Source organism: Micromonospora costi (genome assembly GCF_003626655.1).
Classification (GTDB): domain Bacteria; phylum Actinomycetota; class Actinomycetes; order Mycobacteriales; family Micromonosporaceae; genus Micromonospora; species Micromonospora costi.
Genome location: NZ_RBAN01000003.1, coordinates 968854 through 980210, shown reverse-complemented (window position 1 = coordinate 980210; position 11357 = coordinate 968854). Strand labels below are relative to the sequence as shown.

Annotated in this window: 14 protein-coding genes; 11 read left to right on the top strand and 3 right to left on the bottom strand. The window is 74.7% G+C overall.

Annotation, left to right across the window (positions count from 1 at the left end):
* Positions 1–48: 48 nt before the first annotated feature.
* Both D7193_RS21245 and D7193_RS21240 read right to left on the bottom strand, forming a co-directional pair.
* On the bottom strand, positions 49–411 hold the full coding sequence (locus D7193_RS21245) for a hypothetical protein (RefSeq protein ID WP_120781216.1): 363 nt from the start codon (positions 409–411) through the stop codon (positions 49–51).
* A gap of 13 nt (positions 412–424) precedes the next feature.
* Entirely contained in the window at positions 425–739 is a 315-nt protein-coding gene (locus D7193_RS21240; RefSeq protein ID WP_120781215.1) for a hypothetical protein, read from the bottom strand.
* Between the two features lie 356 nt (positions 740–1095).
* On the opposite strand from D7193_RS21240, the gene folP reads away from it, so the two are divergent.
* The 7 genes from folP to D7193_RS21205 all read left to right on the top strand — a co-directional run bounded on the left by folP (position 1096) and on the right by D7193_RS21205 (position 5711).
* Entirely contained in the window at positions 1096–1992 is an 897-nt protein-coding gene (gene folP / locus D7193_RS21235; protein WP_120781214.1) for a dihydropteroate synthase, read from the top strand.
* Complete coding sequence (gene folB / locus D7193_RS21230; protein WP_120781213.1) at positions 1989–2354, top strand: dihydroneopterin aldolase; 366 nt, start codon at positions 1989–1991, stop codon at positions 2352–2354. Before folP ends, folB begins: the two co-directional genes overlap by 4 nt.
* The gene (gene folK, locus D7193_RS21225; RefSeq protein WP_120781212.1) at positions 2351–2878 is read left to right on the top strand and encodes a 2-amino-4-hydroxy-6-hydroxymethyldihydropteridine diphosphokinase; all 528 of its coding nucleotides are present in this window, start codon (positions 2351–2353) and stop codon (positions 2876–2878) included. The genes folB and folK overlap by 4 nt, the downstream gene beginning before the upstream one ends.
* A gap of 19 nt (positions 2879–2897) precedes the next feature.
* A complete protein-coding gene (locus tag D7193_RS21220; protein WP_120781211.1) occupies positions 2898–3437 on the top strand; it encodes a DUF3180 domain-containing protein in 540 nt (179 codons plus the stop codon).
* Between the two features lie 142 nt (positions 3438–3579).
* On the top strand, positions 3580–4794 hold the full coding sequence (locus D7193_RS21215; protein ID WP_120781210.1) for an ABC transporter permease: 1215 nt from the start codon (positions 3580–3582) through the stop codon (positions 4792–4794).
* Between the two features lie 55 nt (positions 4795–4849).
* A complete protein-coding gene (locus tag D7193_RS21210) occupies positions 4850–5155 on the top strand; it encodes a hypothetical protein (RefSeq protein ID WP_120781209.1) in 306 nt (101 codons plus the stop codon).
* Positions 5156–5210: 55 nt separating this feature from the next.
* On the top strand, positions 5211–5711 hold the full coding sequence (locus D7193_RS21205; protein WP_120781208.1) for a hypothetical protein: 501 nt from the start codon (positions 5211–5213) through the stop codon (positions 5709–5711).
* 9 nt (positions 5712–5720) lie between these two features.
* Here the strand turns inward: D7193_RS21205 and D7193_RS21200 are convergent, their stop codons facing one another.
* Positions 5721–6737, bottom strand: coding sequence for an ABC transporter ATP-binding protein (locus D7193_RS21200; protein WP_120781207.1), 1017 nt, complete (start codon positions 6735–6737; stop codon positions 5721–5723).
* A gap of 2 nt (positions 6738–6739) precedes the next feature.
* On the opposite strand from D7193_RS21200, the gene D7193_RS21195 reads away from it, so the two are divergent.
* From D7193_RS21195 to D7193_RS21175, 4 genes are all read left to right on the top strand, one after another.
* Entirely contained in the window at positions 6740–7426 is a 687-nt protein-coding gene (locus D7193_RS21195) for an ABC transporter permease (RefSeq protein WP_120781206.1), read from the top strand.
* The gene (locus D7193_RS21190; RefSeq protein ID WP_120781205.1) at positions 7423–8145 is read left to right on the top strand and encodes an ABC transporter permease; all 723 of its coding nucleotides are present in this window, start codon (positions 7423–7425) and stop codon (positions 8143–8145) included. The genes D7193_RS21195 and D7193_RS21190 overlap by 4 nt, the downstream gene beginning before the upstream one ends.
* Before the next feature lie 211 nt (positions 8146–8356).
* Entirely contained in the window at positions 8357–9361 is a 1005-nt protein-coding gene (locus D7193_RS21185) for a glycine betaine ABC transporter substrate-binding protein (protein WP_120781204.1), read from the top strand.
* 190 nt (positions 9362–9551) lie between these two features.
* A complete protein-coding gene (locus D7193_RS21175; protein WP_147434425.1) occupies positions 9552–11123 on the top strand; it encodes a hypothetical protein in 1572 nt (523 codons plus the stop codon).
* Positions 11124–11357 lie beyond the last annotated feature (234 nt).

The following is an 11357-nucleotide window of genomic DNA, read 5'->3' as shown; positions in this document are numbered from 1 at the left end:
AGACCGCCTCACCCGCGTCGTGTGACCGCCCCGTCGGCGTACGCCAGGTCATGCCAGTTCCTCCCGGATCCTGATCCCGCTGCCGACCAGGCGAGGGTCTCGCTGCTCGGCGGCCGGCTCCCGGGTGCGCCGCCAGTCGGTCAGCGCGGTGCGGATCACCATCCGCGCGGGCCGGTCGGGGTCGACGTACCGGAAGATGAATGACGTGGTCACGATGGCGAGCGCGATCTCCCAGGCGGGAAAGAGCTCGACCTGCAACGTGAACAGCCAGTGCACGAACATGTAGAGGGGGACGAGCAGCATGAACAGCCCGTACTGGGCGTACGGCAGGTGGACGGGAAGGGTGTAGCCGGGCGGCCCGAGGTAGACCAGGCGTGCCCGGTAGATGTCGTCGTCGGTGCGCAGCCGCATGTCGTGCCCGCGCCTATTCGAAGATCAGGTCGATCAGGTAGTCGCCGACGAAGAAGAGTGTGGCCGCTCCGGCGATGAAGGCCAGCCCCACGATCGCGATGGCGGAGCTGGTCAGGACCTTGGAGATCTCGCCGCGGCTGGCGCGGCCGATGAAGATGACGCCGAGGACGGCGAGCAGGATCGGCGCGACCTTGCTGGCGAAGAAGGTGACGACACCCTCTGTGTCGATCCCCTTCGGCGCCGGCTCGGCGAGTGGAGTCGACGCCAGGGCGGAGAGCGCGTGGGCGACGCCGGAGGACGCCGTCTCCATGAGCTCGATGGCGATCACTGAAACCTCCCCAAATCGCGGCCGGCGGCGCCGCGGCGGTGCAATAGGCAAGCCTGGCGGGAAATGTGCTGTTAGGGCGCAGCGCAGCTGACCCTGCGCTCGTTACTCACCACGGAGCGTGGCGAGTTTTGGGCGATTTCCTCCCGCTTCGGCCCTCCCTCCAAGCTTCGCCATCTCGATGCTGGGCAATTCCACAGCGTACGGGCCGCCCCGGAATGCGACAACCCGCGAAGAGGCTGCCCGATACGACCCGGACGACCGATCGTACACCTGTTCCAATGTGCATGTCAGGGGTGGTGTGAGAGGGGTCCACCCGGGCCGGCGGAGGCCCCGCCGACGACCGGTACCGTCTAGTCGTGACCGATCTGGTACGGGCCCCGGCCCCGGTGGTGATGGGCGTCCTCAACGTCACGCCCGACTCCTTCTCCGACGGCGGACGGTACGCCGACCTCGACGCCGCCGTCGGACACGGCGTCCGACTACGCGACGAGGGCGCGCACCTCGTCGACGTGGGCGGCGAGTCCACCCGGCCGGGCGCGGACCGGGTGGACGCCGCGACGGAGGCCGCCCGGGTGGTCCCGGTCATCCGCGAGCTCGCCGCGGCCGGGGTACCGATCAGCATCGACACCAGCCGGGCGCGGGTCGCGGATGCCGCGCTGGCCGCCGGCGCGACCGTGGTCAACGACGTCTCCGGCGGCCTGGCAGACCCCGACATGGCCCGCGTGGTCCGGGACGCCGGCTGCCCGTGGGTGCTCATGCACTGGCGGGGACACTCCCGGGGCATGCGCGACCTGGCCGTCTACACCGATGTCGTCGCCGACGTCCGGGCCGAGCTGGGCCAGCGGGTCGACGAGGCACTGCGCGCCGGTGTCGCCCCCGACCGGATCGTCATCGACCCGGGGCTCGGCTTCGCCAAGACCGCCACGCACAACTGGCAGCTCAGCGCCCGCCTGCCCGAGCTGCTCGACCTCGGCTACCCGCTGCTCTTCGGCGCCAGCCGCAAGTCGTACCTCGGCCGGCTGCTGGCCGCACCGGACGGCACACCACGGCCGACGGGAGAGCGGGAGGCCGCCACCGTGGCCACCAGCGTGCTCGCCGTGGCCTCGGGCGCGTGGGGGGTACGCGTGCACGACGTCCGGGCCACCACCGACGCGCTCGCGGTCTGGCGGGCCACCGGCGCTCCGCGCCTGGTGACGACGGCCGGCGCGGGGCCGGAGGCGCGGCCGGTGGCCGCCGGGAAGGGGCAGCGGTGAGCGACCGCATCATGCTGACCGGGCTGCGGGCCCACGGCCGCCACGGGGTGTACGACTTCGAACGCGCCCAGGGGCAGGACTTCGTGGTCGACGTGGTGCTGGACCTCGACCTCGGGCCGGCGGCCCGGTCGGACGACGTGACGGACACCGTCCACTACGGCGAACTGGCCGAGCGGCTGGTCGCCGTGGTGACGGGCGAGCCCGTCAACCTCATCGAGACGCTCGCCGACCGGCTGCTCGCGGTCTGCCTGGCCGACCCCCGCGTGGGGAGCGCGACGGTGACCGTGCACAAGCCGGAGGCCCCCGTGCCGCACACCTTCACCGACGTGGCCGTCACCATGACCCGGACGCGTGCCCGGTGACCCGCGCCGTCCTCTCCCTCGGCAGCAACCTCGGCGACCGGCTGGCCCACCTGCGTTCCGCGGTCGCCGCGCTGGGTGACGCCGTGCTGGTGGTCTCCGGCGTCTACGAGACTCCACCGTGGGGGGACACCGACCAGCCCGCGTACCTCAACGCGGTGCTGCTCGCCCAGGACCCGGCCGCCACACCGTACGACTGGCTGGAGCGCGCGCGGGCCGCGGAGCGCGCGGCCGGGCGGACGCGCGACCCGCAGCGGCGGTTCGGCCCCCGCACCCTCGACGTGGACGTCATCGCGGTCTGGGGCGACGACGACGAGCCGGTGCTCAGCGACGACCCGGAGCTGACCCTGCCGCACCCCCGCGCCCACCTGCGGGCGTTCGTGCTGCGCCCGTGGATCGACATCCAGCCGTACGGCCGGCTGCCCGGCCACGGCTGGCTGACCGACCTGCTCACGGCTGGTCCGGTCGCCGCCGACGCGCTGGAACTGCGTCCCCGGCCGGATCTGGGGATAGAGTCGACGGCATGACCCAGCGGAGCCGGCCGGCATGACGCAGGCGCAGTCCCCACCGCCCGGCGGGGCGGGTCCGGACCGCTCGCGGATGGGCCCGACCCGGATCTCCACCCTGGTGGTGGCCGGTCTGGCCGCCGCCGCGGTGGCCTGGTTGCTGATCAGCACCTTCTACTACAGCGGCATCCCCCGACTGCCCTGGCTGCCGGTGGTCACGCTGGCCGCGCTCGCCGTCCTCGAGGGGTACGCCGCCATCAACACCCGTGGCCGGATCGACCGCCGGCCGGGCCGGGCGCCGGTGAACGCCCTCATGGTCGCGCGGTTCGTGGTGCTGGCGAAGGCATCCGCCCTGGCCGGCGCCATCTTCGCCGGCTTCTACGCGGGCCTGACCGCCTGGCTCTTCGTCGAGTCCACGCGGGCCGCCATCGAGGACCGGGCGCCCGCCGGCGGCGGCCTGCTCGCCTCCCTCGCCCTGGTGGCCGCCGCCCTGTGGCTGGAGCGGTCCTGCCGGGTGCCGAAGCGCCCGGAGGACGAGCGCGAGCCCGACGAGCGGGAGAGCCGCCCCGGCCAACGCTGAGTTGCCGCGGCGCGGGCGGGCGCTGGCCGGGGGGTTACGTACGGCGTTCGACGCAGGTACGGTGCCTCCGACCGGAGAGCAACGGCCCGCCGACGGTCCGCCGCGCGTCGGACCTGGACGAGCGGCCAGGGGAGGCGGCGCCATGCGGTACGACGAACCGGGCCCGAACGGATCGGTCGAGCCCTCGTCCGGGGTGCCCGCCGCCGTCCTCGAGAACGTCTTCGACGACCCGAACCACGGCGAGCCCGGCCGTGACCGCGTGGGCGTGCACCTCGGCTGGGAGTTGGTGCTCCTGGTCGGGCTGGCCGCCGTCACCTGGCTGCTCTGGCAGGAGGACCCGGACGTCCTGCGCGGGGACGGACTGCGGTCGCTCCTGGTCGACGTGGCCGGGCTCGGCCTGCTCGCCCTCGCCGCCGGGCTGAGCCTGCGTACGGCCGCGGTGAACCTCGCCATCGGCCCGGTCGCGGTCGCCGCGGGGCTGCACTTCGCCGAGCAGGGCGACCGGGGTGTGGTGGCCGCCGTGGCGCCGGCCGCCGCGGTGGCCGCCGTGGCCGGTCTGCTCCTGGCCCTCGCCGTGGTGGTGCTGCACGTCCCGGGTTGGGCGGCGAGCCTGGCCGGCGCGGCGGGTGTCGTCGTGTACATCGAGCGGCGGTCCGCCCCCGTGCTCCTGCAGGGCGAGTACGACCCGCGCCGACACGCCTACTACCTGTTCGCGGGCTTCGCCGCGGTGGCCGTGCTCGGCGGGCTGTTCGGCGCGATCCGGGCGATCCGCCGGCTGGCCGGCCGGTACCGTCCGGTCGCCGACCCGGCGCGGCGGCGCGGCGGAGTCGCCGCCGTGGTCACCGCGGGCGCGCTGGTCTGCTCCACCGTGCTGGCCACGCTGGCCGGCATCCTCATCGCGGCGAACGGCACCGGTCCCGTGGCGCCCACCGCCGGGATCGACTGGACGGTGGTCGCGGTCGGTGTGGCCCTGCTCGCCGGCACCAGCGCCTACGGCCGGCGCGGCGGCATCTTCGGCACCCTGTTCGCGGTCGGCCTGGTGGCGGTGTTCCTCACGTACGCCGAGGCGCGCGGCTGGTCGGTGAGCCGCTGGGCGGTCGGCGGCGTGACGCTCGGCGTCGGGCTGGTGGTCACGCGGCTCGTCGAGCGCTACGGCCGGCCCGGCTCGGCCGGCACGGACGTCCCCGAACCGGCCACCGACGCCACCACGATCGGCTCGGATTGGGAGATGCCCCGGCCGCGCCCCGTCGACGACTGGCCGCCCGCCATGCCCACCCCCTCGCCGGAGACGCCGGTGGACCCGTGGCGGACGCCCCGGTGGGAGACCGAGCCGCGCCGGTGGGACGACGACCGCTGAGTCCCGTGCCACGTCCGACGGGCCGGACGTGATCTCGACGGTTAGGCTCGGCGGCATGACCGAGACACCTGCCACCCCGACCGGCCGCTCGTTCGAGGAACTGGACGCGCTGTCCACCGAGGAGCTGAGGGAGCGGGCGTTCGGGCTCGCCCGGGAGCGGCGTGACGTGGGCTTCTTCTGGTCGGTGCTGCGCCACCTGCCGAACGCCGACGAGGCCACCGTTCTGGACGGCGCGCCCAACACGGTCGGGCCGACCATCGACGAGGCGGCCGCGCTCTGGCGCGAGCTGACCGGCCACGGGTACGAGGAGTCGGCCCCGCTGCTGCGGGCCGCCTTCATCGACTACCTCATGAAGCACTGACGCGGTCGCGCGGAGGCGGGGCGGCCCGGCACGACGGGCCGGAACGGACGACAACATGGCGCTCACCAACCGGACCGGCGCGATCAGCCGGTACGGCACGGCGGCGGGCACCGGCGCGCTCGCCGCGCTCGTGCTCGTGGCCGTCTGCGGCAGCCCGGCCTTCACCGGCTGGGCGGGCACCCACACCGACCCGAACTCGGCCGGCGGCTGGTACCTGCGGCTGCTGGCCTGGCCGGCCTGGCGGTTCGACGCCGGCGACCAGGCCGGCGGCGTGCTCGCGGCCGACCTGCGGGCCATCCTGCTGCTGATCTTCGCGGCGGGGCTGCTCTACCTGCTGCCCGCCACGCAGGTGGCCCGCGTGCCCGGCGGGCTCAGCCAGTTCTTCTCCGGCTGGGCGGCGTACGTCCTGGCGGGCGGGCTCGCCGGCCTGCTCGGGGTCTTCCTCGGGCCGGGCCCGTCGCTGCTCGCCGCGTTGCAGACGGCCGCCGCGGGCGCCAGCTACGGGTTCCTCACCGGCTGGATCATCGGCACGGCGAGCCTCGGCGGCCGGGCCTGACCGGTCGGCTCAGTCCGCCCGGCCGAGGTCGAGCAGGCGCCGCCGGTCGAGCACGCCGACCGGTCGCCCCTCGTCGGTGACCACCACGCGGTCCGCGGCCGACGTGAGCATCACGGCGAGCGCGTCGTACGCCGAACCGCCCAGCGGGACGGCCGGCGCGTCCGGGGTGCCGTCGGCGGGCACCGGGTCCAGCACGTCCCGGCCGACCGGTGTGACCACCAGCCGCCGGATGCCCCGGTCGGCGCCCACGAACTCGCGGACGAACGGCGTGGCCGGCGTGCCGAGCAGCGCCGCCGGGGAGTCGTACTGCTCCAGGTGACCGCCCTCGGAGAGCACCGCGATCCGGTCGCCGAGCCGGACCGCCTCGTCGAGGTCGTGGGTGACCAGCACGATGGTCTTGCGCACCTCGGCCTGCAACCGCAGGAACTCCTCCTGCAGCCGGGTCCGGACGATCGGGTCGACGGCGGAGAACGGCTCGTCCATGAGCAGCACCACGGGGTCGGCGGCGAGTGCCCGGGCCACCCCGACCCGCTGCCGCTGCCCGCCGGACAGCTCGTGCGGGTAGCGGCCGCCGAACGTGCCCGGGTCGAGCCCGACCAGCTCCAGCAGCTCGTCCACCCGCTCGCGGCTGCGGTCCCGGGACCAGCCGAGCAGGCGGGGGACGGTCGCCACGTTGGCCCGGACCGTCTGGTGCGGGAAGAGCCCGACGTTCTGGATGACGTAGCCGATCCGCCGCCGCAGGCGCACCGGGTCGGCCTGCGTGACGTCCTCGTCGCCGAGCAGGATCCGGCCGCCGGTGGGCTCGATCAGCCGGTTGATCATCCGGAGCACTGTCGACTTGCCGCAGCCGGACGGCCCGATCAGCACGACCAGCTCACCGGCCTTGATCTCGAGGCTCAGCCCGCGTACGGCCTCGGTGCCGTCCGGGTAGCGCTTGCGTACCGCGTCGAGGGTGATCGACGCCGCGCGCGCCGCATCGCCCGTCGCGCGCCCACCGGCGCCGGAGGTGTCCGGGGTAACGTCCACGTATGTCCTTCCGCCTGAGCTACCGGGCCGACCCGGGCAATCCGTGGTTCTCCTGGCAGTACGTGCGGGACAACTCTGACACGATCCTCGCCGCGCTGCGTGACCACGCCTCGCTCACGGCCCGGGCCGTGCTGATCGCCGCCCTGATCGCGGTGCCGCTGGCCGTGGCGGCGTACTGGTTCCGGCCCCTCGCCGGCCCGATCCTCGCCGTCACCGGGGTGTTCTACACGATCCCGTCGCTGGCGCTCTTCGCGTTCATCGCGCCCTACCTGGGCATCGGCGCGGTCACCGTGCTCAGCGTGGTGGTGCTCTACGCGCTGCTGGTGATCGTCCGGAACTCGGTGGCCGGGCTCACCCAGGTGCCGCCCGAGGTGCGCGAGGCGGCCGAGGGCATGGGGTACGGGCGGTGGGCCCGGCTGTTCCGGATCGACCTTCCGCTGGCCCTGCCGGGGATCATCACCGGCCTGCGGCTGGCCACCGTGTCGACCGTGGCGCTGGTCACCGTCGGCGTGGTGGTGGGGCGCGGCGGGCTCGGCCAGCTGATCTTCGGCGGCTTCCAGAACAACTTCTTCAAGGCGCAGATCATGACGGGGACTGTGCTCTGCGTCCTGCTCGCCCTCGTACTGGACCTGATCCTCGCCGGGATCGGCCGCCTGCTCACCCCCTGGCTCGCGAGGAGGGCGTCATGAGCATCATCGAGCAGGCGTACCTCTGGCTCAACGACCCGCTGAACTGGACCAACCCCGGCGGGGTCCTGGACCGGCTCGGCGAGCACCTCGTCCTCTCCGCGGCCGCCGTGGCGCTGGGCTGCCTGGTGGCCTGGCCGATCGGGCTCTGGCTCGGGCACACCGGCCGGGGCGGCGGCCTCGTGGTGCTGGTGGCCAACGTCACCCTCGCGGTCCCCACGCTGGCCCTGCTCACCATCCTGCCGCTGACCTTCCTCGGGTTCGGCAAGCCGTCCGTGATCGTGGCGCTGGCCGTCTTCGCGGTGCCGCCGCTGCTCGCCAACGCGTACACGGGGGTGCGCCAGGCCGACCCGGAGGCCCGGGACGCGGCACGCGGCATGGGCCTGTCCGGGATGCAGGTGCTGCGCCGGGTGGAGCTGCCGCTCGCCGTGCCGTACCTGGCGGCCGGGTTCCGGACGGCGACCGTGCAGGTGGTGGCGACCGCCGCGCTGGCCTCGTTCGTCAACGGCGGCGGGCTGGGCCAGATCATCCGCGCCGGCTTCGGGCTGGACATCGCCGCCGGTGGCGGGCAGATCCTGGCCGGCGGGCTGCTGGTCGCGGGTCTGGCCGTGCTGGTGGAGGTGGTGCTGGCGCTGGTCGAGCGGATCGTCACCCCGCGCCCGCTGCGCGCCGCCCGCCGTGGCGCGAGCCGCCGGGCCGCGGACGCCGTGACCGGCGGCTGAGCGACCTCCGTCACAACCCGGGAGCGGATGCGGCCCCGGAAACGGGCATTGCTGACGTCGACGTGACGATCCGGTGACGAACCTCGCCTGCGGTTGTCGTACCGGTGTGGAGGATGTTGGCTGGACAATCGCGGGCGGCCGATCAATGGATCGCCCGTCGGACACGCGGCCGGCCCGAACGGGTCGCGCCGGGACACGGAAGGCGGGCAAAATGCGCGCACGTACACGGCTGGCCGTCGGCGCGGCGGCGGCCCTCGCTGCCGCCGGGCTGCTGACCGGCTGCGGTGACGCCGGTTCCTCCGGCACCGAGGCTCCGTCGCAGGCGGCGAGCGGGGCGGGCTGCGCCCCGGTCGCGGGTGACCAGCTGAGGGTCCTCGACGACGACAAGAAGCTCCAGAACAGCGACAACGTCATCCCGGCGATCAACGCCGACGCGGCGAACCCGCAGCTGATCGCCGCACTCGACAAGGTGTCCGGCGCACTGGACACGCCGAAGCTCATCCAGCTCAACAAGGCGGTCGACGTCGACCGCAAGACGCCGAAGGCGGCCGCCGAGGAGTTCGCCTCGGCCAACAACCTGACGGCCGGGATCGCCAAGGGCCCCGGTGGCCAGATCGTGGTGGGCGCCGGCAACTTCAGCGAGAGCGAGACGCTCGCGGAGCTGTACCGGATCGCCCTCACCTCCGCCGGCTACCAGGTGCGGGTGCAGCAGATCGGCAACCGGGAGCTCTACGAGCCGGCCCTGGAGAAGGGCGAGATCCAGGTCATCCCGGAGTACGCGGCCAGCATGGCCGAGTTCCTCAACACCAAGGCCAACGGGCAGGGCGCGCCGCAGGCCTCGTCGCCGGACATCGAGAAGACGGTGGCCGCTCTGAAGGCCGCCGGCGACAAGGTGGGCATCACCTTCGGTGCCCCGTCCGCCGCGCAGGACCAGAATGCCTTCGCGGTGACCACGGCGTTCGCCGACAAGTACGGCGTCCGCACCCTGTCGGACCTGGCCAGCAAGTGCTCCGGCAAGGACACGGTGCTCGCCGGGCCGCCGGAGTGCCCGCAGCGGGTGACCTGCCAGGCCGGCCTGGTCCAGGTCTACAACTTCAACGCCGGCTCGTTCAGCTCGCTGGACGCTGGTGGCCCGCAGACCAAGAACGCGCTGAAGACCGGTAGCGCCAGCGTGGGCCTGGTCCTCTCCTCGGACGGCGCCCTGGCCGCCGGCTGAGCCTTCCGGCGGGCGAACGTCCCGCATCCCGACGACGGCCGGTCGTCGGTGGCCCGCAGCCACCGATGGCCGGCCGTCGGCGTACGAGGGTGAACGGCCGGTGAACCCCGGATGGCGGCCGGCGACCGGTCCGGGAGGGGCGGTCTGGGCCCGTTCCCACGGAAGGCAACTCTCGGTAGGCTGCACAGCCATGTCCGCCCCCGACACCAAGCGCAGTCCCGGACTGTTGACCGTGCTCTTCTGGATCGGCGTGGGGCTCGCACCGGTGGCGGCGCTGATCCTGCTGGTGGCGGACGGCAACGGCCCGCTGCGTTTCGCCGCGGTGCTCGCCATCGTGGCCGTGGTGCTCATCGGGCTGTCGATCGCGCTGCGGAGCGACGGCGACGGCGGGCAGGCGCGCGTCGAGGAAGTGCTGGACGAGATGGAGCAGCTCCGCCGGGAGCTGCGGGGCGAGATCGTGGCCGCGGCCCAGCGCGGTAACCAGGCGCTGGACCAGGCCCAGCGGGCCCAGGAGGCGGTCGCCGCGGTGCGCCGGCGGCTCGACGCCACTGGCGCCGCCCTGTCCGGCGCCGAGGAGCCGGCCGGCGCGGGTCGCGCCCGGGTGTCCGTCCCGGAGCCCGACGAGGACGCTCCTCCCGCCCGTAGCCGCGCGGCGTCCGCCCAGTACGGCGCGGAACGCCCGGCCGCCGGGGTGTACGGCGCCGAGCGGGCCGGCTCCGCCGAGTACGGCGGTGAGCGCGGCGCCGCGGCCCCGCCCGGTGTGTACGGCGCGTCCCGCCCGCCCGAGCAGGACAGCCGGCCGGAGCCGGCGCCGCGCCCGGTGGGGATGGTCCGGCACACCGAGACGGTGCACGTCACCACCCGGCACACCATCGTGGACGGCGGCCACTCCGAGCCGACCGGCGTGCGTTACGGCGGCGGGTACACGGGCGGCTGGTCACCCGGCGCGGACGAGCGGTCCTGGGGCGGCGCCGAGGACCGGTGGTCGGGCGCCGGCAGCGGCCCTGAGGAGCGGTCCTGGTCCGGGTACGCCGGCGCGGATGAGCGTTCCCACCAGGGCGACGAGCGCTCCCGCCCGGGCGACGAGCGGCGGTGGGCGGCGTACGGCGACTCCCGCGACGAGCCGGGCTGGGACGACCCGCGCGAGGACCGGGGCTGGGCCGGCCGGCGCGACGAGCGGTCCTGGTCCGCGCCGGCCGAGGAGCGGAGCTGGCCGCGGCAGCGCGGCGGAGCTGGCGAGGCGGGCTGGGACGACCCGGAGGAGCGGGCCGACCGGCCGGCGCAGCCGGACGACACCGGCCAGTACTGGTCGCAGCTGCGCGCGGGCGACCGCTGGGCCTCGGTGCGGGACGACGACCGTGGCCAGGAGCTGCGGATGGGTGAACGCCGGGCCGAGGTGCACGCCGACGCGAGCGGCACCGAGTACCGGGTCGCCGACCGCTGGGCGTCGGTCCGCCGGGACGAGCCCCGCCGGGACGAGCCCCGTTGGGACGATCCGCCGCGGGACGAGCCGCGCACGTACGGTCGGGGCGGCGACGCCGGACGGCGGGCCGGCTGGGCCGAGCCGGAGGAGCGCGCGGCGCTGCCGGCCGGTGGGGTTCCGGTGCCGGACGAGTGGCGGCCGCCGCGACAGCGGGGCTACCAGTCGGCGCCGGACGTCGAGCCGGAGCGGGTGGGCCGGCGGGCGCGGGCCGACGAGGACCACTACGGGTACCCGCCGCACGACGATGCGCCCCGCGCGGGCGGCACCCGCTGGCGCTGACCCACCCCGCCTCGGTGGGCCGCTGGCGTGGCGGGGCAGCCCGCGACCGTCCGGCGGACGCTGTCGAGCTGCCCCAGATATGGGGCACGCCGCACCGGCGCAACCCCTGCGAGCGGTCGATTCGCTACGGGTCCCGGATCTGGGTGCGCCGCGTCGGCGTCGCGCGGTGAGCGGACCGATTCACGACCGCCCCAGATCTGGGGCAGCTCGACAGGAACGGCCGGGGCAACCCGG

Coding starts and splice junctions, on each gene's coding strand:
- D7193_RS21245 (WP_120781216.1), bottom strand. CDS start 411: ATGCGGCTGCGCACCGACGACGACATCTACCGGGCACGCCTGGTCTAC.
- D7193_RS21220 (WP_120781211.1), top strand. CDS start 2,898: ATGACGCAGGCGCAGTCCCCACCGCCCGGCGGGGCGGGTCCGGACCGC.
- D7193_RS21215 (WP_120781210.1), top strand. CDS start 3,580: ATGCGGTACGACGAACCGGGCCCGAACGGATCGGTCGAGCCCTCGTCC.
- D7193_RS21210 (WP_120781209.1), top strand. CDS start 4,850: ATGACCGAGACACCTGCCACCCCGACCGGCCGCTCGTTCGAGGAACTG.
- D7193_RS21205 (WP_120781208.1), top strand. CDS start 5,211: ATGGCGCTCACCAACCGGACCGGCGCGATCAGCCGGTACGGCACGGCG.
- D7193_RS21195 (WP_120781206.1), top strand. CDS start 6,740: ATGTCCTTCCGCCTGAGCTACCGGGCCGACCCGGGCAATCCGTGGTTC.
- D7193_RS21190 (WP_120781205.1), top strand. CDS start 7,423: ATGAGCATCATCGAGCAGGCGTACCTCTGGCTCAACGACCCGCTGAAC.
- D7193_RS21185 (WP_120781204.1), top strand. CDS start 8,357: ATGCGCGCACGTACACGGCTGGCCGTCGGCGCGGCGGCGGCCCTCGCT.
- D7193_RS21175 (WP_147434425.1), top strand. CDS start 9,552: ATGTCCGCCCCCGACACCAAGCGCAGTCCCGGACTGTTGACCGTGCTC.